This window comes from Streptomyces sp. B15, from assembly GCF_018070605.1.
GTDB classification, from domain to species: domain Bacteria; phylum Actinomycetota; class Actinomycetes; order Streptomycetales; family Streptomycetaceae; genus Streptomyces; species Streptomyces smyrnaeus.
This window is the reverse complement of sequence record NZ_JAGPXJ010000078.1, coordinates 1-21,601: the sequence shown is the minus strand read 5'-3', so window position 1 is coordinate 21,601 and position 21,601 is coordinate 1. Positions and strand designations below refer to the sequence as shown.

The 21,601-nt window shown below is 72.0% G+C and carries 22 protein-coding genes; 6 read left to right on the top strand and 16 right to left on the bottom strand.

Going from position 1 to position 21,601, the window contains the following annotated elements:
• Positions 1–10: 10 nt before the first annotated feature.
• Positions 11–778 carry a LysR family substrate-binding domain-containing protein gene (locus tag KBY19_RS27680; RefSeq protein WP_185019060.1) on the bottom strand — a complete coding sequence of 256 codons (768 nt, stop codon included), beginning with the start codon at positions 776–778 and terminating at the stop codon, positions 11–13.
• A 58-nt stretch (positions 779–836) separates the two neighbouring features.
• On the opposite strand from KBY19_RS27680, the gene KBY19_RS27675 reads away from it, so the two are divergent.
• Positions 837–1,286, top strand: coding sequence for a DUF5997 family protein (locus KBY19_RS27675; RefSeq protein ID WP_185019061.1), 450 nt, complete (start codon positions 837–839; stop codon positions 1,284–1,286).
• A gap of 67 nt (positions 1,287–1,353) precedes the next feature.
• Here KBY19_RS27675 and KBY19_RS27670 read toward each other — a convergent pair whose 3' ends face one another.
• From KBY19_RS27670 to KBY19_RS27660, 3 genes are read right to left on the bottom strand one after another with little or no spacing between them, the layout of a single operon-like run.
• Positions 1,354–1,683 (bottom strand): putative quinol monooxygenase, encoded by a 330-nt coding sequence (locus tag KBY19_RS27670; RefSeq protein WP_210955554.1) that lies wholly within the window; start codon positions 1,681–1,683, stop codon positions 1,354–1,356.
• A gap of 48 nt (positions 1,684–1,731) precedes the next feature.
• The gene (locus KBY19_RS27665) at positions 1,732–2,472 is read right to left on the bottom strand and encodes an IclR family transcriptional regulator (protein WP_210966937.1); all 741 of its coding nucleotides are present in this window, start codon (positions 2,470–2,472) and stop codon (positions 1,732–1,734) included.
• A 58-nt stretch (positions 2,473–2,530) separates the two neighbouring features.
• Entirely contained in the window at positions 2,531–3,055 is a 525-nt protein-coding gene (locus tag KBY19_RS27660; RefSeq protein ID WP_099885876.1) for a MarR family winged helix-turn-helix transcriptional regulator, read from the bottom strand.
• Between the two features lie 155 nt (positions 3,056–3,210).
• Between KBY19_RS27660 and KBY19_RS27655 the strand changes: the two genes are divergently transcribed.
• Entirely contained in the window at positions 3,211–3,624 is a 414-nt protein-coding gene (locus tag KBY19_RS27655; protein ID WP_099885877.1) for an organic hydroperoxide resistance protein, read from the top strand.
• Positions 3,625–3,675: 51 nt separating this feature from the next.
• Here KBY19_RS27655 and KBY19_RS27650 read toward each other — a convergent pair whose 3' ends face one another.
• Both KBY19_RS27650 and KBY19_RS27645 read right to left on the bottom strand, forming a co-directional pair.
• Positions 3,676–4,104: a hypothetical protein gene (locus KBY19_RS27650; RefSeq protein WP_099885878.1), complete on the bottom strand. Its 429-nt coding sequence runs from the start codon at positions 4,102–4,104 to the stop codon at positions 3,676–3,678.
• Between the two features lie 33 nt (positions 4,105–4,137).
• Entirely contained in the window at positions 4,138–4,581 is a 444-nt protein-coding gene (locus KBY19_RS27645; protein WP_210955557.1) for an Rrf2 family transcriptional regulator, read from the bottom strand.
• A 174-nt stretch (positions 4,582–4,755) separates the two neighbouring features.
• Between KBY19_RS27645 and KBY19_RS27640 the strand changes: the two genes are divergently transcribed.
• The 3 genes from KBY19_RS27640 (at position 4,756) to KBY19_RS27630 (ending at position 6,168) form a co-directional block, all read left to right on the top strand.
• Positions 4,756–5,157, top strand: coding sequence for a hypothetical protein (locus KBY19_RS27640; protein WP_099885880.1), 402 nt, complete (start codon positions 4,756–4,758; stop codon positions 5,155–5,157).
• Positions 5,158–5,285: 128 nt separating this feature from the next.
• Positions 5,286–5,936 carry a helix-turn-helix domain-containing protein gene (locus KBY19_RS27635; RefSeq protein ID WP_099885881.1) on the top strand — a complete coding sequence of 217 codons (651 nt, stop codon included), beginning with the start codon at positions 5,286–5,288 and terminating at the stop codon, positions 5,934–5,936.
• A gap of 55 nt (positions 5,937–5,991) precedes the next feature.
• The gene (locus tag KBY19_RS27630; RefSeq protein WP_180289845.1) at positions 5,992–6,168 is read left to right on the top strand and encodes a DUF6126 family protein; all 177 of its coding nucleotides are present in this window, start codon (positions 5,992–5,994) and stop codon (positions 6,166–6,168) included.
• A gap of 98 nt (positions 6,169–6,266) precedes the next feature.
• Here the strand turns inward: KBY19_RS27630 and KBY19_RS27625 are convergent, their stop codons facing one another.
• The 8 genes from KBY19_RS27625 to KBY19_RS27590 all read right to left on the bottom strand — a co-directional run bounded on the left by KBY19_RS27625 (position 6,267) and on the right by KBY19_RS27590 (position 17,295).
• On the bottom strand, positions 6,267–6,929 hold the full coding sequence (locus KBY19_RS27625; RefSeq protein ID WP_210955558.1) for a hypothetical protein: 663 nt from the start codon (positions 6,927–6,929) through the stop codon (positions 6,267–6,269).
• A 94-nt stretch (positions 6,930–7,023) separates the two neighbouring features.
• Positions 7,024–8,271 carry an SLC13 family permease gene (locus KBY19_RS27620; protein WP_210955559.1) on the bottom strand — a complete coding sequence of 416 codons (1,248 nt, stop codon included), beginning with the start codon at positions 8,269–8,271 and terminating at the stop codon, positions 7,024–7,026.
• Positions 8,272–8,474: 203 nt separating this feature from the next.
• Entirely contained in the window at positions 8,475–9,695 is a 1,221-nt protein-coding gene (locus tag KBY19_RS27615) for a S8 family peptidase (protein WP_210966936.1), read from the bottom strand.
• A 99-nt stretch (positions 9,696–9,794) separates the two neighbouring features.
• On the bottom strand, positions 9,795–12,722 hold the full coding sequence (locus KBY19_RS27610) for an AAA family ATPase (RefSeq protein WP_210966935.1): 2,928 nt from the start codon (positions 12,720–12,722) through the stop codon (positions 9,795–9,797).
• A 199-nt stretch (positions 12,723–12,921) separates the two neighbouring features.
• Positions 12,922–13,455 (bottom strand): chloramphenicol phosphotransferase CPT, encoded by a 534-nt coding sequence (cpt, locus tag KBY19_RS27605; protein WP_210966934.1) that lies wholly within the window; start codon positions 13,453–13,455, stop codon positions 12,922–12,924.
• 191 nt (positions 13,456–13,646) lie between these two features.
• Positions 13,647–13,937, bottom strand: coding sequence for an acyl carrier protein (locus KBY19_RS27600; protein ID WP_307842353.1), 291 nt, complete (start codon positions 13,935–13,937; stop codon positions 13,647–13,649).
• The gene (locus KBY19_RS27595) at positions 13,934–16,360 is read right to left on the bottom strand and encodes a hypothetical protein (protein WP_210966933.1); all 2,427 of its coding nucleotides are present in this window, start codon (positions 16,358–16,360) and stop codon (positions 13,934–13,936) included. The genes KBY19_RS27600 and KBY19_RS27595 overlap by 4 nt, the downstream gene beginning before the upstream one ends.
• A 101-nt stretch (positions 16,361–16,461) precedes the next feature.
• Entirely contained in the window at positions 16,462–17,295 is an 834-nt protein-coding gene (locus KBY19_RS27590) for an SAM-dependent methyltransferase (RefSeq protein ID WP_210966932.1), read from the bottom strand.
• A gap of 222 nt (positions 17,296–17,517) precedes the next feature.
• Here KBY19_RS27590 and KBY19_RS27585 point away from each other — a divergent pair, with 222 nt between their 5' ends.
• A complete protein-coding gene (locus tag KBY19_RS27585; RefSeq protein ID WP_099885889.1) occupies positions 17,518–18,015 on the top strand; it encodes a DUF2867 domain-containing protein in 498 nt (165 codons plus the stop codon).
• Between the two features lie 182 nt (positions 18,016–18,197).
• On the opposite strand, the gene aceA is transcribed toward KBY19_RS27585, so the two are convergent.
• On the bottom strand, positions 18,198–19,481 hold the full coding sequence (gene aceA, locus KBY19_RS27580) for an isocitrate lyase (RefSeq protein WP_210955562.1): 1,284 nt from the start codon (positions 19,479–19,481) through the stop codon (positions 18,198–18,200).
• A 10-nt stretch (positions 19,482–19,491) separates the two neighbouring features.
• Positions 19,492–21,601, bottom strand: a 2,110-nt coding sequence (locus KBY19_RS27575) for an alpha/beta fold hydrolase (RefSeq protein ID WP_210966931.1), incomplete at its 5' end; no start/stop codon positions are given.

Here is a 21,601-nt window from a genome sequence, read left to right as displayed (position 1 = left end):
GGCCGCGCCGCTACGAGCGGCGACGGGGCCTGCCGCGCCTGCCGCCCTTGGGGCCGCCGGAACCGGTCCGCCTGCCCTTGCCCTGGCCGGCCGGCTTGGGGGGCGCCGCCTTCCGCCGGGCGCCCTGTGCCCCGGTGCGCTTGTCCGTGGACTGTGCGGGAGCGGGGCGGCGGCCCCGGGAACTGTTGACGGTCCGCCCGCGGACGATCCCGATGAAGTCTTCCACCATGTCGGTGGTCCGCTCCTCGGGCCACGACAACGCGACCTGGGACCGGGGTGCGTCCGTGACCGGGCGATAGGTCAGGTCCCGGCGGTGGTGCAGACGGGCGAGTGACTGCGGGACGACGAGCAGCCCCACACCCGCCGCCACCAGTTGCACGGCGTCCGCCGTGGTGGCGGGGCGCTCACGGGCGGGCCGTCCCGGCCTGCGCTCCCAGTCGAGGGTGTCGTCGAGGGGGCGGAACACGATCTCGTCGGCCAGCTCCTCGGCGGTCACCTCGTCGACCGCCGCGACGAGGTGGTCCTTCGGGATCACGACCACCGTCGTCTCGGTGTAGAGGGGGATGGCGCTCAGCTCGGTCCGGTCGACCGGCAGCCGCAGAAATCCCGCGTCGGCGCCGCCGCCGAGCAGTACGCCGTGGGCTTCGGCCGCGGACACCGCGACGAGTTCCAGCGGGATGTCGGGCAGCCGCTCCTGCCAGATCCGCACCCACTTGGTGGGGGTCACGCCCGGGACGTAGGCGAGGCGGAACGAAGGGGATGCCGGGGAGCCTGTCACCCGGCCCAGGCTACCGGGCGTGGTCGGGACCGGCACACACGCTCGATATGCTTGACACATGACGTCGCACCAGAACACCCAGACCATGAAGCCCGCGACCGCGGCGAAGAAACTGGGTGTGTACCTCGATGCCACCCCCGCCGAGTTCCGGGAGGGCGTCGTCTCGCGCGACGAGCTGAACGCGCTGCAGAGCGATCCGCCCGAGTGGCTGCGGGAGCTGCGCCGCAACGGCCCGCACCCCCGGCCGGTGGTCGCGGCGAAGCTGGGCGTCTCCATCTCGGGTCTCGCACGCGGCGGCGTCACCGAGCCGCTCACCACGGAGCAGATCGACGCGCTGAAGAGCGAGGCCCCCCAGTGGCTGCAGAAGGAGCGCGCCACCCAGGCCGAGGTGCGCAAGGAAGCGGCACGCCTCAAGGACAAGCGGCAGCAGGAGCAGGAGCAGGAGCAGGAGCAGGAGAAGGAGAAGAGCGCGGAGCGGGACGACCGGCCCGGCCGATCGCGTCCCTGACCCCGTTCCCCGCCCCCGATCCCGGAGCTGGTCGCCCACCCGCTTCCCTCGCTCGGCGTCCCCCCGGCTACGGCTTGGGCGTCAGCTCCGCCATGGCTCCCCAGCCCTGTTGTTCGGGGATGTTCACATTGATGATCTGCGGGGTCTCGGCGATGGCTGCCGACATGGCCTCCAGCCCTGCCTTGAAGTGGGCGGACTCGACGTGCGCGGCTCCGGCGGCGTCGTCGGCGAAGGCTTCCAGCAGGGTGAACATGCGTGGGTTGTCCACGCTGCGGGACCAGTCGAAGAAGAGATTGCCCGGTTCGGCGCGCGTCGCCTCGGTGAAGGGGCCCACGAGGGAGAGCCACTCGTCGGCGTACTCGGGGCGGACGGTGAAACGTACGGCGATGAAGATCATGACGTCAGGAGGCGGCGCGTGAGGGCTTTCGGCCAGCGCGGCACGACCTCATTCCGACGCTGCCGGAAACGCGGCGGCGGCACGTAGCAGGGCGGCGCCGATCTCCGGGTGCCGCAGTCGGAACATCCGGCGCGGCAGCGAGACGGACAGCGCCGCGCAGGCGGCGTCGGGGCGGCCGGGGAGTGGGACGGCGAGGCAGGTGTGGGCGGGGTCGGCCTCACCCACGGAGACCGCCACCCCCCGCTCGCGTACCCGGGCGAGCTCGGCCTCGAACCGCGCCTCGTCGGTGATGGTGCGGTCGGTGTGCCGTGCCATGCCGTGGTCGGCGAGGTAGCGGCGCCGCGCCGCGCGGGGGAGCTGGGCGAGCAGGGCCTTGCCGTGTGCCGTGGCGTGCGCCCTTGTCTCGGGGCCGGGCGCGAAGGGGTCGGCCGTGGCGGCGAGGGGTGTGGTGCTGTCGACGACGGTGAGGAGCCTGTCCCGGTAGGTGGTGAAGTACGCCTCGGCACCCGTGGCCTGCCGTACCCGGGGCAGCAGGGCGGCCACCACGCCGTCGATGCCCTGATGGCGGCGGAAGGAGCGGTGCAGGGCGGGCACCCGCGGCCCGGGGCTGTACCCGTCGGGGCCGCGGAGGACGTGGCCGCGCTCGACGAGGGGACCGAGCAGGTGGTAGGCGGTCGAAAGGGAGCAGCCCGCCTGGCGCGCGAGCGCCTTCGCACTCACCGGTCCGGGTGCGTCGGCGATCGCGTCCAGCAGGTCCAGCGCACGGTCCAGCGACTGGGGCCCGGACATGGAACGAGTTCCTTTCGGATGGGGGAGCGGGACGGGAGGGCCGCGGTACGCCCGGGTGTCAGCCGACAGCCGGGCGGCTCTCCTCCGCGTCGTCGAGCAGGGCGGTCTCCTCGGCGACGGCGTCGTCGAGTGCCCGGGTGAGCCTGTCGAGGCGGGCACGCAGTTCGGTGGCCTCCGCCGCGTCGAAGCCGGTCGCCGCCGCGATGCTGCGCGGGACCCGCAGGGCGCGTTCGCGCAGGTGCGCGCCCTGGTCGGTGAGGTGAACCTGGACCGAGCGCTCGTCGTGGGCGGAGCGCTCCCGCCGGACGAGTCCCGCCGTCTCCAGTCGCTTGAGGAGCGGTGAAAGGGTGCCGGAGTCGAGCCGCAGATGTGCGCTCAGAGCCTTGACCGACACCTCGCGGTGTTCCCACAGCACCAGCATCACCAGGTACTGCGGGTAGGTGAGGCCGAGGTCCTTCAACAGCACGCGGTAGACGCTGCCGAACGCACGGGACGCGGCGTTGAGGGAGAAGCAGATCTGGCGGTCCAGCCGGAGGAAGTCCTCCTCCGACGCGTCCGCGGGCTGCGGCGACGGGTCCTTCATGGCTTCAGCCTAACGTGCGTCGGGCATTTTAGTTGTGCACAATTTAATTGTGTGCTCTTATTGTCGTCGTGAGGCGGCCGGTCCGGCCGCACCGCTGACATATCGCCCGGATGCCGCCTGGGCCCGGGATGTCCTTCGAGAGGGATGGTCTTTCCATGGACGCGCTCTACACCGCTGTCGCCACCGCCACGCACGGCCGGGAGGGGCGCGCCGTCGCCTCCGACGGCAAACTCGACGTCCAGCTCGCTCCCCCGCGGGAGATGGGCGGCGACGGCCAGGGCACCAACCCGGAGCAGCTCTTCGCCGCCGGTTACGCCGCGTGCTTCGCAAGCGCCCTCGGCCTCGTCGGCCGGCAGGCGAAGGTGGATGTCTCCGAGGCCGCCGTCACCGGCGAGGTCGGCATCGGCAAGCAGGGGAAGGGCTTCGCTCTCGCCGTGACGCTGCGCGTGGAGCTGCCCGACGGTCTCGACGGCGAGACGGGCCGCGCCCTCGTCGAGCAGGCGCACCAGGTCTGCCCGTACTCCAACGCGACGCGCGGCAACATCCCGGTCGAGCTCGTCATCGAGTGACCGCGAGCGTCCCAGGCGTGGTCGGCCGCGTCGAGGGGGTGCGTGTGGCGGTCAGTTGGTGAGACCGCCGATGCCGAGCGCGAGCAGGGCGAGGACCTTGAGCGACTCGGCCGCCACGTAGCACAGGTGGGCGCGAGAGCGCGGCAGGGTCTCCCCGGCGAGCACCCGGTCGGACCGGCGGTTGAGGACGGGGCGGACGGCGAACAGCTGCACGGCCAGCAGCAGCACGGCGACCGCCGTCGGCACGACCACGGCGGCGGGCGGCTCGCCCAGGGCCACCGCCGTGATCACGACCAGGGCGAGCACGGTCTCGACCCCGTTGAGCGCCCGGAAGACGACGCGGCCGATGCCGAGCCCGAGGGGCACGGTCACCCCGGGCGCGCGGAACTTCAACGGCGCCTCGAGGAAAGAGATCCCAAGGACCATACCGAGCCACACGAAGGTGACCGCGGTGGCGACGGCGGCCGAGGTGCTGTCCATGGTGGGGTTTCCTTTCCGGTTGCCGCGGGACGGTCACTCGGGCGGGCGGCCGACCAGCCCCACGAGAACCGGGCCGGCGGGGGAGGCCACCAGGTCGGCCACGGTCAACGGATCGAGACTGGCGTAGAAGGCCTCCTGCGCGTCGCGCAGCGCCTGGCGGAGCCGGCAGGCACCCCGCAGCGGGCACGGTGGCTCCCCTTCGCAGGCGACGACCTCTCCCGCGCCTTCCAGCTTCCTCACCAGCCAGCCGACCGACGCCTGCCGACCGGGAGCGGTCAGCTCCAGCCCGCCGCCCCGGCCCCGTCGGGCCTCCAGTACGCCCAGGTGCTGCAGACGGGTGACCGCCTTCGCCATATGGGCGTAGGGCACGTCCATGGCCGCTGCCACCTCGCGGGTCGTCGAAGGACCGCTGCGCTCGGAGACCGCCAGGCGCATGACCGCACGCAGCGCCAGGTCGGTGAACTTCGTCAACCGCACGCGAGGACGCTAACAAATGCGCATGTTAGATTCCTATACGGCCTGACCTGGGGCTGTGAGGTATCCGCCACGGGTCGTCCGCCCCCTCGTGCAGGTGTACGGGCGGCGGTCGGCGTGAGATCGGCGGCCGGCCGAAGCAGGGGACAGGCGTCTTGTCGAACAGGTGGGAACTTCATGCCTGATGCACAAACCGGCGCCTCCGGCTCCGCCGACGAGCCGATTCCGCACGTCCTGTGCGATGTGGCGTCACTGGCCGCCGCCGAGGCCGCACCAGCCGGGGCGCTGTGGCGGCTGGCCGAATCCGGCAGGCAACTCGACGCCAATCTCGTCCGTATCCCGCCGCGGACCCGGGTCGACACCCACGTCGAACCCGACCTCGACGTCCTCCTGCTCGTGGTCACCGGTCACGGCACCCTCGGTACGACGCGGGGCCCGGAACCGCTCACCCCCGGCAGCCTGACCTGGCTTCCACGCGACAGCAGTCGCAGTCTCACCGCGGGCCAGGACGGGCTGTCCTATCTGACCGTCCACTGCCGCCGCCCAGGTATGCGGATCCGGTCCCGCCCCGCCACCTGAGGCCCTCATCGGGCGGCCGGCTGAGGTGCCGGTCCCTCGCCGACGCGACGGACCGGGCCCGGCCCTCCCTCTTTTGCCCCACAGGCAAAACTTTTGCCCAGGAGGGAAGGCTGTGTCTTAATCAAGGCATGCGCCCGAACCCTCCCCATGATGAGGCCACGGGGCCGGAGGCGGGGGACATCCCCGCGTTCGCTCCCCGGATGCGCCTGCTGCGACGGCGCAGCGGGCTGAGCCTGGAGGCGTCGGCACGCAGGGCCGGGCTCTCGCCCGCCCATCTCTCCCGCCTGGAGACCGGCAAGCGGCAGCCGTCGCTGCCGCTCCTCCTCACTCTCGCCCGTGTCTACGGCACGACCGTCGGCGAACTGCTGGGCGAGACGACGACCGCTGCCGACTCCATCGTCCGCGGCGACGAGATGGAGCCCGTCGACGCCGGTGGCTGGCGCTACCGACAGGCGGGCCAGGCCGGGCGGGCCATGCAGGCGCTCCGCGTCCATGTGCCGCGCGGCCCGCAGGGTGATCTCGTACGCGTCCACCCCGGCGAGGAGTGGATCCATGTGCAGCGCGGCGAGCTGCGGCTGTCGCTCGGTCAGATCACCGAGACGATGGGCCCCGGCGACTCGGCGCACTTCGACTCGCTCACCCCGCACCGGCTCCAAGCCGTCTCGGCCCAAGGCGCGGATCTGCTCTTCGTCCACACACTGCTCCAGTCGCCCACCGCCGATCTGTGCGTGAGCGGTCTGTCGGGGCACCCCGCGCCCGGTCCGGCCGCACAGCACTGATCATCGCCCCTCCCTCCACTCGCGGCCCCCGTGCCCGTACAGAAAGGCCCCAGCCATGACCACCACCCAGCCACCCCAGCCGCAACGCAAGCGCAAGGACGAGCCGGGCGTGGAGCGGGGTGACGGACGCTTCCCGCGTGGGCTGGCGCTGCGGCTGTTCGTCTACGTGGTGGCCGGTCACCTGCTGGCGGCGTTCCTGTTCCTCCTCTTCGAACTGGGCGGCGGCGAGTAGGGGACATAGAGGTCCGTACGGCGGCGGTCCCGTTCCCGCGCCGGGGTTCGGAATCCGGTTCGCGGTGGGACATCGCCGGGGCGGGCAGCAGACCCCCGCTAGGACCGCGGGGTGCCGTCCCAGCGCCAGGTGGTGAGACGAGGGTGTCCCGGCAGCTCGGCGCGTCCGGTGGCCCACAACAGGGTCTGCCAGGGATCAGTGGTCTCCGGCACGCCGGGAAACAGCCGGGCCAGCACCCGCGTGCACAGATCGGCAGGCGGTTCCCAGACGAGTCCGTCTCCGAGCCCCTGTGTCAGATCGTGGGTGTGCACCAGGGTCTCCACGATGCCCATCGCGGCGAAACCCTCGGGGTCCGAGGCGCCGAAGACATGATGGGCCCGGGTCCGCGGCGGTGTCGTACGCACCATGGCGACCAGCAGCGCGCCGCTCGCTTCCAGTACCTGCAGCAGACCGCCGGGCCCTGCCGCGCGGTCCGCGTGCACGGCGTTCGCAGGGCCGCCGGGCCGCCGGCTCTCCCACACGAAGGGCACCTCGCCGTCCATGGGCGGCCTCCTGGGGCCCAGCTGCACGGCGTAGGCGAAGAGATCGTCACTGAGGTGTTCGGCGGTCTCCCAGCAGTCCCATTCCAGCGAACCGGCCTTGCTCTCCCAGGCCGCCCGGGGCGCTCGGCGGAGGACTTCCACCGCGAGCTGCACGGCGAGGTCGAGGTCGTCCGCGGTGTCGGCGGAGGGGGAGCACGCACTCCCATCTGTTCGGGACATGGCAGGACCATACCGACCCTTCCGCTTCGGGCCCGCTGTCGGGACGCCGCAGGCCGGTGCGCCGAGCACCCGGGCGGATTCACAAGCGTCCCGGTCACGTACCGAGGACCGTCAGCGCGGCCCACAGCGCGAGGGTGGCGCTCAGCAGGGCGGCCGGCACGGTGAGCAGGCCGAGCAGGGTGAACTCCTTCAGCTCCACCTCGTGGTCGTGCCCGCGGGCGACGCGCCGCCACAGCAGGGTCGCCAAGGAGCCCGCGTAGGTGAGGTTGGGGCCGATGTTGACGCCCAGCAGGACGGCCAGCACCGTGCCGGGGCCTGAGGGCGCCGCCAGGGGGACCAGGGCGAGCACCGCGGGCAGGTTGTTGATCAGATTCGCGAGCACTGCCGCGACGGCGGCGGTTCCCAGCAGCGCGGGCAGCGAAGCGCCGTCGGGCAGCACCTTGCTCAGGGCCTCTCCGAGACCGTTGTCGATCACCGCGCGGACGACCACACCGAGGGCCAGGACGAAGGCGAGGAACGGCAGGCCGGCCGAGCGGACGATCGCCCCGGGGGTGGTACGGCGCCGGGCCAGGGCGCGCACGGCCAGCACGGCCGCGCCCGCGGTCGCGGCCCACGCCGGATCGATACCGGAAGTGGACGCCACCGCAAAACCGGCGAGCGTCGCGGCGACGGTCGCCAGCGCGAACAGCGGCACCTCCGGTGGGTCCGCCACCCCGGGCGGTTCGGCCGGTGCGGTGAGGTCGGCGGCGAAGAAGCGGCGGAGGACGACGTACTCGACGGCGATGGCGGCCAGCCACGGCAGCAGCATCAGGAGGGCGAAACGGGTGAACGTCAGGCCGCTGGCGGTGAAGGCCAGGAGGTTCGTCAGGTTGGACACCGGCAGCAGCAGCGAGGCCGTGTTGGACAGGTGGGCGCTCGCATAGACGTGAGGGCGTGGTCGGATGCCCATGCGGGCGGCCGTGGCGAAGACCACGGGGGTCAACAACACCACGGTGGCATCCAGGCTGAGGGCGGCCGTGACGGCGGAGGCCAGCGCGAAGACCGCGCCGAGCAGCCTGCGCGGCCGGCCTCGGGACCAGCGGGCCATCCAGGTGCCGCAGGTGTGGAAGAGTCCCTCGTCGTCGCAGAGCTTGGCGAGGACGAGGACAGCCGCGAGAAAGCCGATCACCGGACCGAGCCGGCCGGCCTCCTCGCGTACGTCCTCCAGCGGGATCGCGCCGACAGCGACGACGAGGGCGGCGGCGGGCAGCGCGAAGACCGCCTCCGGCCGGCCGAAGGGCCGTACGACGGCACCGACCAGCACCACGACCAGCGCGGCGACGGCCACGGACTCAAGGAACATGACTCGATGATCGGCGCTGCGCCGCCGCCCCCGCACGTCACCCCCGGGTGCTGCCCCCGGATGCCTACCTGAGCCGTCGTGGACGGTCAGGCCGCGCACGGGAGGCGGGCGGTGCCGTCGAAGAAGGAGTCGGGCATCGAGAACGGCTGCCAGCCCGTGGGGCTGTCCGGAGACAGCCCCACGGGCCCTGGGGGCCGAGTGGATCAGCCCAGGTTGCTGACGTTCAGGAGGCGGTTGGGGGAGCCGGAACCGGGGTTGCCGACCACGCCACTCTGGGCGTTGTTGACGAGGGCGTCACGGACCTGGCCGGGAGAGGCGCCACGGTGGGCGGACAGATAGAGCGCCGCCGCACCGGCTGCGTGCGGAGTCGCCATGGAGGTGCCGCTCATGGTGGTGGACCCGCCACCGTTGCGGGTGGAGGTGATGCTGCTGCCGGGGGCGAACAGGTCCAGGCAGCGCCCGTAGTTGGAGAAGTACGAACGGCCGTCGCCGCGGTCGGTGGAGCCGAGCGTGATGGCGGCCGGCACCCGCGCCGGGCTGGTGTTGCAGGCGTTCCGTGAGTCGTTGCCCGCCGCGACGGCGAAGGTGACGCCGCTGTCGATGGCGCCCTGCACGGCCTGGTCCACCGAGGAACTGGCGCCGCCGCCCAGGCTCATGTTCGCCACGGACGGGCCGTCGGCGTTCCGGGCCACCCAGTCGATACCGCCGATGACCTGGGACCACTGGCCCGAGCCCTGGCAGTTGAGCACCCGCACCGCCACCAGGTCGACGTTCTTGGCGACGCCGTAGCTGCGGCTGCCGACCGTGCCCGCCACATGGGTGCCGTGGCCCTGACAGTCGCTGGCGTTGTTGTCGTTGTCGATGAAGTCGTAGCCGCTGCGGGCGCGCCCGGAGAAGTCCGGGTGCGTCATGTCGACGCCGGTGTCCACGATGTACGCGGTCACCCCCGAGCCCTCGTTGGGGTAGCTGTAGGAGCGGTTGAGTGAGCCGTCCACCCGGTCGATGCCCCAGGAGGGCGGGTTGGGCTGCGTTCCGGAGACGCGCATGGTGCCGTCGGCCTCGACGTACCTCACGCCGGGCGCCGCCGCCAGCTTCTTGGCCTGCGCCTCGGTCGCGCGGACGGAGAACCCGCGGAGGGCGGCGGAGTAGACCTGGCGGACGGTGCCGCCGTAGGAGTCGGTGAGCCGCTCGGCCGTGGTGCGCACCTGGGAACGGGCGGCGAGCGAAGCCGAGGTACCGCCGTCCAGCGTCACGATGTACCGGTCCGGGAGGGTGCCCGGTGCGGAGGCGTTGCGGATGGTGTTCTGCTCCGCGTCGGGGGTGGACGCTCCCGCGGTGGCGGCTCCGCCCAGTCCCGTGACCGCCGCGGTCAGCACGCCTATGCCCAGGGCGGTGAAGCGTCTGCCGCGCGTACGAGTACCCATGGATACTGCTCCTCGTGGTGGGGGTGGTACCGGGCGGATCGCGCCCGGCCAGATGGCACTCACCCTCCGGCCCGCAGTGGAGCAAAACAATCCGGAACGTTATAGGTAGGGGTACGTATTCGAGGCGACCTCGGACCGCGAGGCCACGTTCAGTTTCCGCAGCACCCGGGCCACGTGCTGTTCGACGGTGCGCGGGGACAGGAACAGCACCTGGGCGATCTCCCGGTTGGTGCGGCCGAGAGCGACCAGCCGGGCCACCTCGGTCTCACGCGGGGAGAGCCTGCTTCCGTAGCCGCGCCGCCCACGCCGGGAGGACACCGTCGTACCGCTCCGCCGCAGTTCCCGGCGGCAGCGCGAGGCGTCCCGTATCGCGCCCAGCGCGGCGAACTCCTCGGCCGCCTCGGCCAGTCGGGCGGCGCCCGAGGTGTCCTGGAGCACGAGCAGGTTGCGGGCCGCGGCCTCTTGGGCGCGGGCCGCCGAATAGGGCTGGGGCAGTACGGCGTAGGCGGAGCGGGCGGCGCCGAAGGCGGCGGCGGCCTCCCGGTGGCGGGTGGCGGCGGTGGCGAGTATGCCCTCGCACGCCTGCTGCGCTGCCGCGGCCAGCGGCGCGTCCCGCCCGGCGAGCCGCGCGTGGAACTCGGCGGCCAACTCGGCGGCTTCGCCGTACCGCCCGCAGCGCACCAGAGCCACCACCGCCATCGGGGCCAGGTCCGCCGCCCAGGTCCAGATCTCCTTCTTCCTGATCCACTCCACCGCGCGGAGGGCTTCGGCGCAGCCCGTATCGGCCTCGCCGCACGCCATCCGCACCCGCGCCATGGCGGCGGAAGCGGCGGCCCGGATGTTGGCGGGCGCGTTGGCGGGATCCGCCAGCCCGGCGTCCCGCAGCCGGTCCTGCGCCTCCTCCCACTCGCCGCGCGCCGAAGCCAGCAGGCCCCGGACCAGATGGGCGTCGGCGGCGATCCCCGAGACACCACCGACCAGTTCCGAGGCGCAGCGGGCCCGTTCCGCCAACCCGTCCCAGCGGCCGGTGTACCAGGCCAACCGCAGCGCGGTGCCCTCCAGGATGCTCTCCAGATAGGGAGCGCCGCACTCGGCGGCGAGCCGTCTGCCCTCCAGCCGGAAGCGGCGGGCCTCCTCGTAGTGGCCGAGACAGGTCGCCGCGTCGGCCAGGTTGCCGCAGGCACGGGCGACCTCCCGGCGCTCGGCGACGGACCGGCCCTGGCCCAGGAGTTCCTCGGCCTGGGCCCACACCGACGGCGCCCCCGTGGACATCAGCAGCGCGAGATGGTTGCCGCGCACCGCGATCCGCAGTGCGCCGTCCGGCTGGGTGGCGACCAACTCCTCGGCCCGCTCGATCCACTTCTGGTGTACGTGCAAGGGCTGGTCGCCCCAACCGGGCATCGCCAGCGCGGCCATGCCCCGAGCGGCCAGGGCGGGCCGTTCGCGCAGTTCCGCCACAGCCGTCGCGGTGTCGGCCCGCCCTTCCTGGTAGCGGCCCGCCTGGTTGTTCAGCAGCAGCCCGAGGTTGAGCCGGATCTCGCCGCGCAGCCCCTCGGGCAGGCTGGTGTCCCGCAGGACGCGTCTGAGCAGCCCGGTGGCCCGCCGGTGTGCCAGGCCGACCGCCGCCTCCCTGCTGAGCCGCGCCGCCAGCCGGCCCCGCTCCCTGGTCGGCAGCCGGTCGTCGGACAGCAGCTCTTCCAGCAGCTCCACCACCAAAGCGGTGTCGCCCATGGCGTGTGCCGCGTCGACGGCCTGCTCGCAGTGCCGGTGCCAGGCCGTCCAGTCGCCGGAGAGCCGGGCGTGGTAGGCGAGCCGCACCAGCGGCGGCGGGTCGGTGCGGGCCAGGGCGGTCAGGGCGCGCCGGTGCAGCCGGTGCCGGTCGGGCCCCGGCAGCATCGAGTAGACCGCCTGCTGGGCGAGGGTGTGCCGGAACCCGTAGCGTCCGCCGGGTTCCTCGCACAGCAGGCCGGCCGACAGCGCCTCGCGGAGGGCGCCGGCGGCGGTTCGCCGGTGGTGGTCGGCCGGACGGGAGCCGGGTGCGGCCGATGGCGGCCCGCCGGACTCGCCCGGCTCGTCCATCACCTGGGCGATCAACTCCTCCTCGGCGGGCACCCGCAGCGTGGCGGCGGCGCGCACCGCGTCGGCGGCGGTCGGGGACAGTTGCGCCATGCGGTCGGCGGTCGCCTCCAGCAACAGCGCGGGCACCCGCATCGTCGCGAGGGCGTCCAGGTCGGGAAGCTGCCGCTTGCCCGTACCGGCCAGCAGGGTGCGGACGGTCTCCTCCAGCACGAACGGGATCCCCGCGGTCCGGCGGTGCAGTTCGGCCGCCAGCTCGGCGGAGACGGGCGCACCGCCGGTCATGGCCGCCGTCATGTCGCTCACCGCGGCCTGGTCCAGCGGCCGTAGCGGAATGCGGATCTCGGTGGTGCCCTGCGGGCACCGGTAGGCCCGCCCCAGGGGCAGGCCACCGTCCGGCAGGTCCTCACTGCGGTGGCTGAGTACGACCGACAGCCGGGGCGGCGGTGCGTCCGCGAGGAACCGCAGCAGATCACGGGTGCCGTCGTCCGCCCAATGCACGTCCTCCACGACGACGACGGTGTCGCCGAGTGCTTCCAGCAGTGCCCGCACCGCGCGGAACAGCCGGTGCTGCGCGGCCCGGTGGTCGACCACCGGTTCGGGGGCGGGCGGCAGGTCGGCGGCCAGCTCCGGGAGGTGGACACGCAGGGCTCCGCAGACCGGATTCAGCCCGGGCGGCAGTTCCTCCCGCAGATCCCGGAACAGGTCCACGACCGGCCCGTAGGGAAACGGTTCGCGCAGCGGCAGACAACTTCCGGCCAGCACCCGCCGCTTCGCCCCGGAGATCTGTTGCAGCGCCTCGTGGATCAGACGCGTCTTGCCGATACCCGCCTCTCCCGCCACGAAGGCCACGGACGGCGTCGCGGCGAGCGCTTGGCACAGGGCGCCGAGCTCGTCCCTGCGTCCGACGAACCGCAGTGCCTGGGGCGATCGGAGAACCGCGTACGACACGGAGCCACCTCCACAGCCACGATCGGTCGCATCCGACGCACCGCGCGGACCGGCGTGGGAGCTCAGGTTGGGACTTTTGGTCGGCGGTCAGCATCTTCCGTGTGTTCCGGACGGACAACAAGCCCATCGGTGCCGCCCGACGTCGTCCCCGGTACCGCTCCGGATACCGGACGTGGGGGAGGTGTGGGGGAGCCGTCGCTCACCCGACCTGAGCGGCGATGATCCGCGCACACTCCAGGGACTCGGTGTGTGTGGTGTCCACTTCCAGGTCGTACGACACGCCATGGTGCACCGACTCGGCCTGCGCTGCGGCCATCCCCCGGACGCGGTCTCCCCGTGCGATCTCGCGGCCTGCGGCAACCTCGGCAGGGCATCGCACACCGACCCACAGCACGCCGAGTCCGTCGAGGGCCTTCCGCCACCGCTGCTGGGACGCTGCTGTGCCCAGGAAGACCTCGTCGATGATGACGCGGGCCCCCGCACGGGCCATGGCGGCGACGCCCTCCATCCACGCCGCTTCGAGCGTACGGAACTCGGGCCCGACGCTCACCTCGCCGTCGGCGGCGATTCCGATTCCGGCGTCCGACTCCTGCAGGGCCGGTGGCATCGCGTCGACCAGCGTGTCCACTCCGACGGCGAGCCACGGCTGGGGCAGCACCACCTGCAGACACCGGGAGATCCCGGACTTGCCCGAGCTGGAGCCGCCGTTCAGCACGATCACCTGAGTCGTCACCGCGCCACAGTAGAACCACTCCGCGCGCCACCCACAATGAATTTCGACAGGCCCGAAGCGGCGCGGACCCCGGGCGATCCCCGGGAGAACGCCGGTGCAGACGGCCGGTCGCCGACATCGGCGCGGAAACGAAGGCCCCCGCCCGAGCACCGGCCGTCGGGTGCGGCCGGGACGGGGGCGGGGGCCGTGGTTCAGGCGCCGGCGGGGTCGGCGTTCTTGCTGAGCGTGTACACCAGGTCGACGACGTCGCCGACCGTCCGGACGTAGGACAGCTGCTCGCGTTCCACGCGTCGGCCCAGTTCCCGCTCCAGCACCGTCACCAGTTCCACGAAGTCCATCGAGTCCAGACCGATCTCCTCGCGGAGGTTGGTACGCGGATCGGCGATGTCCTCCCGCGGTACCACCGCGGCCTGGGAGAGGAGCGTCAGCACCCGGTCCTCGATCCGAGCACGCTCCGCCTTCTCCTCGGCGCTCAGGTTCACAGCGTCACCCCCTGTGACGAGATGGGAAGTCCTGCCATGGCCAGTGCCTTCGGGGACAGCTCGTCGCGCTGCCAGCCCAGGGACGAGAACCTGCTGAGCCCGTCGCCCTCGTTGTTGTGCCCCACCAGCACCGAGTACAGATTCACCGTTCCCGGCTCCTGCAACTGCTCGGCGAGCGGTACGTCGTCGAACCGGGCGATGCGACGGTGACGGATCGTCAGCGGCCCGTAGGCGTGCTCGTAGTCCGGCGGGGTGAAGGTCAGCACGCCGGTCTGGCCGCTGACCCCGGAGGGGTCCAGCGACTCACGGTAGGTCCGGATGACGGAGTGGCTCCCGTTGACGAACCGGAAGACGGTGAGGTTGTGCTCGAAAGCCGAGCCGTCCACCGCGATCTGCTGCACCAGGCTGGGGATCACGTCCGGGACCATGGCCACCGTGCCGTCTCCGGTGAAGGAGATGACGTTGCGGTCGCGCCGGGTCACGATTCCCGGCAGTGCCATCACCCCGTCGCCCATCAGCCCTCGCCCGTACCAGCCGGAGACGCAGGGGCCGGTGCGGGGCAGACTGTTGACCGCCGACAGCCCGGCGCGCCCGATGTCGTAGACCCCGACGTACTCGTAGCCGTCCTCCCGGATGATGCCGTCCAGCACGCCGCGCAGCCGGCGGAAGAAGTGGTTGGTCGTCATGGGGAGAACCGGCAGCAGGCCGATCACGTCGCCGTCCGAGTCGGTGGTGGAGGCGATGGCCGCGCGCCGGTACGCCAGCACTTCCGGGTCGACGTCCAGCCGCTCGTGGAGGGCGCGCAGCACCGCCTCCAGATCCCCGACCACGCCCAGGCCGGTGAACGGCGCCTGGTCGATCTCCCGGTCGGTGATCTGCACCGGCGCCAGTTTCCGCAGCGCCGACTCCGAGAACGGCGTGTCGATCTGCGGGATCTGCGTGCCGAGGAACATCACCGTCTGCTCGTCCGAGGGCCGCATGGCCCCGTCCCGGTAGAGGTATTCGTGGACGCGGGCGGAGTAGCCGTACATGCTGAGCGTGCCGATGAACTCCTCCACCGTCCGCCCGTCGCGGTAGCGGCTGACGGTGCCCGGCTGTGCGACCGAGTCGGCGAGTGCGATGCCCGCCTCGCGAGCCAGCGAGTACATCAGCTCCTTCGCGCTCTCGCGCAGCGGTCCGACCTGGCACAGGAGCCGCCGGCGCCCGGTGTTGAGCAAGGTGGCCAGTTCCTCGATCCCGGGGGAGCGCACCGCCTCGACGCGCGGGGCGGGGGTGGCGACGGCCGGCGGCACCTCCTCGGCCGGAAGAGTCGTCTGGAGCACGTCGCGCGGTGCGATCACCATGACCGGCCCCCGGTCGGCCGAGTACGCCTCGAACGCCTCGGCGAGCCCACGGGCGATGTCGTCGGACTTGCCGATGTGCACCACCGGGAAGCCGCGGGCCAGCAGCGAGGGGCGGCTGTCCTCGGTGCGGTGGATCGTGCCCTGGAAGGGGTGCCACTGGTCCTCTCGGGAGTCGCAGCAGATGATGAAGCCCTTCGTGCGCACAGCGACGTGGTTGGCCAGGGTGCCGCGGAACTCCTCGTGCATGCCACTCGTGGCGACGATGGCGAACGGCGCCGCGTCCAGGGTCCAGCGCGCCAGCGCGGAGCAGGCGAGGCTGTGCTCGCTGGGTCCGCGCACGATCGGATTCCCGCCCGCGACCGCGCGCCGCTCGATGTCGTCGATGAACGTGGCGACTCCGGAGCCCGTGTAGTAGTGCAGCCCCCAGGAGGAGCCGGCCTGTGCGGTCAGGAAGTCGGCGATGGCGTTCGCGATGGTGCTGGCTTTCATTTCCGGCCGCAGCCGGCTGGTGCTGTGCAGCTGGACCGAGTCCACGAAGGCGCAGGCGATGTCGGCGGTGACCACCCACTCCTCCTCGGGATACCAGCGCGGGGTGAACTGCTCGACGGAGTAGAAGCTCTCGACGTCCGGATCGGTGTAGACCTGGACGGAGCACGGGCCGGGCTCGAAGGCCACCGTGTCACCGAGCGAGCGCGCCAGTTCGGCCAGCCGCCTGTTCAGGTCGTCGGGTGATGTCATCCGGTAGCGGTGCTCGGCGTGGTCGATCACCAGCAGGCTCAGCACGGCCTTGTGGTCTCCGGCCGCCTCCAGCGCCGCCTTGTCGACCTCGTCCAGCGAGGAGACCGTCAGCAGGGTGAGGCGGTCCTCGGGAGCCACCAGATCGAGGAAGCGCAGACCGCGCTGGACGACCTCCTGGTAGTCCTGCTGCGACGGTGCGGGAGCCGGGGGAGCGCCCACGTCGGTCTCCCGCGTCCCGGCCAGATCGGTCAGGGCACGGCTCGCCGCAGGGCCCACCGCGTCACGGTCGGTGACCACGACCACCAGGCGGTGGGTGGAGCTGATGGGTGGCAACTCGGACATGTGTTACTCCCTCATGAGTGTGGTCGGGCGACGTTCCGAAGAGACGGGAAGCGGTCGGCGGAGTCGGGCACAGGCGGGCGGGGGCGGGCAGCGGCGGGACATCAGTTGCGGAGGCGGAGCACCGCGCCCCAAGGTGCGCGGCCCGGCCGCCTCGGGTCGGGCTCGGGCAGCAGGGCCAGCAGCCGCATGAGTGGGGAGAGGCGCTTCCAGCGCGCCGCGGCGGACAGCTGGGTGGAGACGGACTCGACCCTCCAGCCGCCCCGTTCGAAGAAGGCGACGCCGTCGGACGGACCGAAGGTGACCGGGGCGTTGTTCTTGCGGCTCGCCTTGTCCGACAGCTTCACCACGGCCGGGCTGACGACATCCGTGATCCACCAGTGCGCCCCATAGGAGCGCAGTTGCGAGGTCAGCTCCCGGACCTGGGCGTGCTCCAGATACAGCAGCAGCCCTTCCGTGATGACCAGCGTCCGGCCGGGCAGCCCGAGCGTTCGGGCGAGGAAGGCGCCGCGCGCGTCGGCGTCGGCCAGGTCGACCGGTACGCGCTCCAGCCGGCACCGCGGGGTCTCCGAGGCGAGCGCCTTGTCCTTCTCCTCGATGAGCGGGGGCAGATCCACCTCGATCCACTCCAGGTCCGGCGGAAGGTCCAGCCGGTACGGCCTGGCGTCCAGCCCGGCGGCGAGGTTGACCACCCGGGTGCAGCCCTCGTCCAGACACGCCGCGATCAGATCGTCGATCAGCTTCGTCCGGGCGATGAAGAACCAGCCGTTGCCGAAGGAGCGCTTGGCCTCCTCCGCGATGATCCGGCCGCGTTCACCGGCCAGCCCGGCGGCGAACGGGTCACGGAAGAGGGCGTCGGGCCGGGCGGACTCCCGCGCCCGGTACTCGGCCACCCAGCGCGCGGTGTCCGAGACGTTGTGCATCACCGATTTCACCATGGGTTCTCCCAAACGCCGCGGGGACGGGCGGCTGAAATGTGTGGGGCTGTCGCGATCGGCGGCAGCGGTGGGTGTATGGGTCGGGCAGTCTTCGGCCGTCGCGGTCGCGGGAGCCGGTGTCGCGGGGGAGGGTGCGGGTAGACTCCCCAAACTCTGAAGTCTCCTGCTTTTTGGTGACTTGCGCTGTTCCGTCCACTGCCGAAGTCGAAGGAGCCCCTGTTCATGACCACTCCGCAAGCACGACGGGTCGACGTGCCGAAAGTCCTCCTGGACAGCAAGGAGTTCACGGACGCGCACTACATGTCGGCCTACGAGGTGCCGGCCCCCGACGCCCGGTCCGTGACAGCCGAACAGTGGGGCCGGGCGACCTTCGAAGGCGCTCCCGCCCCGGTCCGCGGCTTCCTGGGGATGGGCTGGACCCAGGTGCTCCGGCTGCGGTTGGGGCCCAGGTCCTCGCGTGAGCACATCCTGGGCTGGCACCTGTCCGGACCGGTCTCCACGCAGGACGACGACTTCGACTCGCTCGTACTCGAAGGCCACTCCGGGCTCGTGGCCACCTACAACATCGTGATGGTCAAGAGCGCCGCCGTCGTATGGGCCACCGCGGTGCACTTCCGCAAGCCGGCCGGCCGCGTGGTCTGGCGTACGGCCCAGCCGGTCCACCAGCTCGCCGTGCCCACCCTGCTCAAGCGAGCCGGCAGGTCCCTCTCCCTCGGCTGACGCGTGGGTGTGCCCGGCCGGTCCGGTGCCCCCGGCCGGGCTCTTGTCCCCGGCTGTGCGCACGGGCGCGCCGACGGCCGGAGCGGCGGGTCCCGCCCTGTGCCCCGCTCGTGGCGGAACCCGCCGGGTCCGTCCTGGAGCCGTGCGCTCCGGCCGGACGAGCGGTACCGGCCGGAGCGCCTCTAGTGGAACTGTTCCTCCTCGGTGGAGCCGGTCAGCGCGGTGGTGGCGGAGGCCGGGTTGAGGGCACTGGCGACGGCGTCGAAGTAGCCGGTGCCGACCTCGCGCTGGTGCTTGACGGCGGTGAAGCCCTGCCGCTGGGCGGCGAACTCCTTCTCCTGCAGGTCGACGTAGGCGGTCATGCCGTGCTCGGCGTAGCCGCGGGCGAGGTCGAACATCCCGTGGTTGAGGGAGTGGAATCCGGCCAGGGTGATGAACTGGAAGCGGTAGCCCATGGCCGCCAGCTCGCGCTGGAACTTGGCGATCTGGTCGTCGTCCAGTGCCGCCTTCCAGTTGAAGGAGGGCGAGCAGTTGTAGGCGAGCAACTGGTCGGGGTGGTGGGCCTGGACGGCCTCGGCGAACTCGCGGGCCTGTGCCAGATCGGGGGTGCCGGTCTCCATCCACAGCAGGTCCGCGTACGGCGCGTAGGCGATACCGCGGGCAATGGCCGCCTCCATGCCGTTGCGAACCCGGTAGAAGCCCTCGCCGGTACGCTCTCCGGTGCAAAAACGCGCGTCGCGTTCATCGACGTCGCTGGTGAGCAGGGTGGCGGCCAGCGCGTCGGTGCGGGCGACGACGAGGGTGGGCACGTCGGCGATGTCGGCGGCCAGCCGGGCCGCGTTGAGGGTGCGGATGTGCTGGGACGTGGGCACGAGGACCTTTCCGCCCAGGTGCCCGCACTTCTTCTCGGAGGCGAGCTGGTCCTCGTAGTGGATGCCGGCCGCCCCGGCGGCGATCAGCGCCTTGGTGAGTTCGAACGCGTTGAGGGGACCGCCGAACCCCGCCTCGGCGTCGGCGACGATGGGCACCAGCCAGTCGGTGGTCCCGTCCGTGCCCTCGGCGGTGGCGATCTGATCGGCGCGCAGCAGCGCGTTGTTGATGCGGCGCACCACCTGCGGCACCGAGTTGGCGGGGTAGAGGCTCTGGTCGGGGTAGGTGTGCCCGGCCAGGTTGGCGTCGGCTGCGACCTGCCACCCCGACAGATACACGGCCTGCAGACCCGCCTTGACCTGCTGGACGGCCTGCCCGCCGGTCAGTGCTCCCAGCGCGTGGATGTAGTCGCGCTCGTGGAGCTGCCGCCACAGCCGCTCGGCACCGCGCCGTGCGAGCGTGTGCTCCTCCCGCACACTCCCGGAGAGTCGCACCACGTCCTCGGCACTGTAGGTCCGTGCCACGTCCTTCCACCGCGGTTCCGTCGCCCACCGCCGACCGAGCCGCTGTGCCGTTGCCGTTCCTGTCTGCGTCATGGCCTTCCCGTCATCGGTGTTCCGGGCCCGCGGCCCGGGTGCTGTCGTTGTCGTCCGAGAGGCGTGCGAACCAGTCGCCGAGCACCCGCGCGGCCAGCGGTGCCTTGCTCTCCAGGACCGAGAAGTGGTCGGCCGGCAACGACTCGGCGAAGTCCGCCGCCTTCCACGTGGGATCGATGGGGGCGTTGAGTTCCGCGTCCGGGTCCGTGGCGCGCACGGCCAGCGTCGGCGCCTCGATGCCGCGTGGCGCCCACTCCTCGTACAGCCGCAGATAGGCGCCCATCGCCATCAGGTTGTCGTCGTTGACGACCAGGCCCGTCGGGTCGCGGTGGAGGATCTCGCTCATCGCCCAGACGAACAGCGCCTCACGTTCCTCGGCCTTGTCGATGTCGTAGGTGTCGATCATGACGACGCCTTCGACCCGGTGACCCGTGCTCTCCAGCTGCTCGGTGATCGCCTGGGCGACCAGTCCGCCGACCGAGTGGCCGACCAGTGCCAAGGGGCGGCCGGCCGCCGCCTGCAGCGCCGACCGCGCCATCGCCTCGACCGCCACCTGCCAGGAGGCCGGCAGCGGCTGCGACTTCCCGAACCCCGGCAGGACCAGCGCGGAGATCGGCAGCCGTGGCGTGAACTCCGAGGCCAGTAGGGCGAACTGGTGCGGCCCGGAGCCGGCCAGGAACGACGGTACGCACACCACCGCGGGGTCCGCCGCCCCGTCCGCGACCAGCACCGAACCCGCCGCCTCACCCAGCTCGGCGACCGTGCTGAAGGACGGCCGGAACCGGGAGGCTCCCGTGATCACCGGTACGGCGTCGGAGATGGTGCCCTCGATATGCGCGCGGCGCAGCAGCGTGGTGAAGGCCCCCGACCTCCGGTCGTGCTCGTCCTCGGAGCGGGGCGCGGGCGCGGCGGGTTTCGAGTCCGTCTCCGTGAACCAGTACCGCTGCCGCTGGAAGGCGTACGTGGGCAACTCCACGCGCGGCGTGTCCCGACCCGCGTACAGGACCGACCACTCGACACGGACACCGCCCACGTTGGCCTCGGCCAGCGTCCGCCAGAACCCGTCGGCCTCCTCGACCCCTTCGGCGAGGGGCGGGGTGACGTGCACCTCGTCCGGTTCGCAGTCGGTCGAGGCGAGCGCCGCGGTGACCGTACCGCTGAGCGACGGCTGCGGACTGATCTCGACAAAGGCCCGGAACCCCTGCGCCACCCGCTCGCCGACGGCAGCCTTCAGCGGCTCGTCACCGCCGCCGTCGCCCTCCGGAACACGGCCGGTCACAGCACGGGCCGCCTCCGCCAGGGAGCGGCTTCCGTCGATCACCGACGCCGCCGGCTCGCCGCCGGGTTCCGCCAGTACGGCCTCCGGCTGCACACCGAACGCCCGCCACAGTGCGGCCAGCGACACCTGGACCGCGAACAGGACCGGCGCGAAGACTTCCGGCCGGTCGAGTGCGGGGGCTTGGGCGGGGTCGGTCACCGCTTCGAGGAGGTTCCAGTCGGTGTGCGGCGCCAGGGCTTCGGCGCACCGCTCCAGCTGTTCGACGAAGGCCGGTGCCGCGCCGGCCGACCGCAGGAGGCCGCGCACCGACTCCAGGGACTGCGCCCGAGGAGCGGGAACCACGAACGCGATCCGTCCGGGCCGCACCCGGGCCGGCGGCACCACATGGGGGCTCGGTTGTTTGGTGGTGAGGTGGTTGAGGGCGGTGGTGAGTTGGGTGTGGTTGTGGCCGATGAGGGTGGTGCGGTGGGGGTGTTGGGTGCGGGTGGTGAGGGTGTGGGCGATGTGGGTGGGGTGGTGGTGGGGGTTTTGGGTGAGCCAGTGGTGGAGGCGTTGGGCTTGTGCGGTCAGGGCGGTGGGTGTTTTGGCGGAGAGGGGCCAGACGACGGGGGTGTCGGGTTCGGGTTCGGGTTTGGGCTCGGTGTTGGTGTTGGTGTTGGTGCGGATGGTTGTGCTGGTGCGGGTGGTGCTGCTCGTCTCGATGGTGTCGTTGCGGGTGTCGTTGGGTGGTTCTTGGAGGATGAGGTGGGCGTTGGTGCCGCTGGCGCCGAAGCTGGAGATGGCGGCGCGGCGGGGTCGGTGGGGTGTGGGGTGCCAGGGTTGGGGTGTGGTGAGGAGGGTG

Excerpts from the sequence above, each read along its gene's own strand:
- KBY19_RS27640 (WP_099885880.1), top strand. The coding sequence starts at position 4,756 with ATGCCTGATGCACAAACCGGCGCCTCCGGCTCCGCCGACGAGCCGATT.
- KBY19_RS27665 (WP_210966937.1), bottom strand. The coding sequence starts at position 2,472 with ATGTCCGGGCCCCAGTCGCTGGACCGTGCGCTGGACCTGCTGGACGCG.
- KBY19_RS27590 (WP_210966932.1), bottom strand. The coding sequence starts at position 17,295 with ATGGTGAAATCGGTGATGCACAACGTCTCGGACACCGCGCGCTGGGTG.
- KBY19_RS27675 (WP_185019061.1), top strand. The coding sequence starts at position 837 with ATGACGTCGCACCAGAACACCCAGACCATGAAGCCCGCGACCGCGGCG.
- KBY19_RS27620 (WP_210955559.1), bottom strand. The coding sequence starts at position 8,271 with ATGTTCCTTGAGTCCGTGGCCGTCGCCGCGCTGGTCGTGGTGCTGGTC.
- KBY19_RS27615 (WP_210966936.1), bottom strand. The coding sequence starts at position 9,695 with ATGGGTACTCGTACGCGCGGCAGACGCTTCACCGCCCTGGGCATAGGC.
- KBY19_RS27630 (WP_180289845.1), top strand. The coding sequence starts at position 5,992 with ATGACCACCACCCAGCCACCCCAGCCGCAACGCAAGCGCAAGGACGAG.
- KBY19_RS27660 (WP_099885876.1), bottom strand. The coding sequence starts at position 3,055 with ATGAAGGACCCGTCGCCGCAGCCCGCGGACGCGTCGGAGGAGGACTTC.
- KBY19_RS27585 (WP_099885889.1), top strand. The coding sequence starts at position 17,518 with ATGACCACTCCGCAAGCACGACGGGTCGACGTGCCGAAAGTCCTCCTG.
- KBY19_RS27670 (WP_210955554.1), bottom strand. The coding sequence starts at position 1,683 with ATGATCTTCATCGCCGTACGTTTCACCGTCCGCCCCGAGTACGCCGAC.
- KBY19_RS27655 (WP_099885877.1), top strand. The coding sequence starts at position 3,211 with ATGGACGCGCTCTACACCGCTGTCGCCACCGCCACGCACGGCCGGGAG.
- aceA (WP_210955562.1), bottom strand. The coding sequence starts at position 19,481 with ATGACGCAGACAGGAACGGCAACGGCACAGCGGCTCGGTCGGCGGTGG.
- KBY19_RS27625 (WP_210955558.1), bottom strand. The coding sequence starts at position 6,929 with ATGTCCCGAACAGATGGGAGTGCGTGCTCCCCCTCCGCCGACACCGCG.
- KBY19_RS27635 (WP_099885881.1), top strand. The coding sequence starts at position 5,286 with ATGCGCCCGAACCCTCCCCATGATGAGGCCACGGGGCCGGAGGCGGGG.
- KBY19_RS27650 (WP_099885878.1), bottom strand. The coding sequence starts at position 4,104 with ATGGACAGCACCTCGGCCGCCGTCGCCACCGCGGTCACCTTCGTGTGG.
- KBY19_RS27595 (WP_210966933.1), bottom strand. The coding sequence starts at position 16,360 with ATGTCCGAGTTGCCACCCATCAGCTCCACCCACCGCCTGGTGGTCGTG.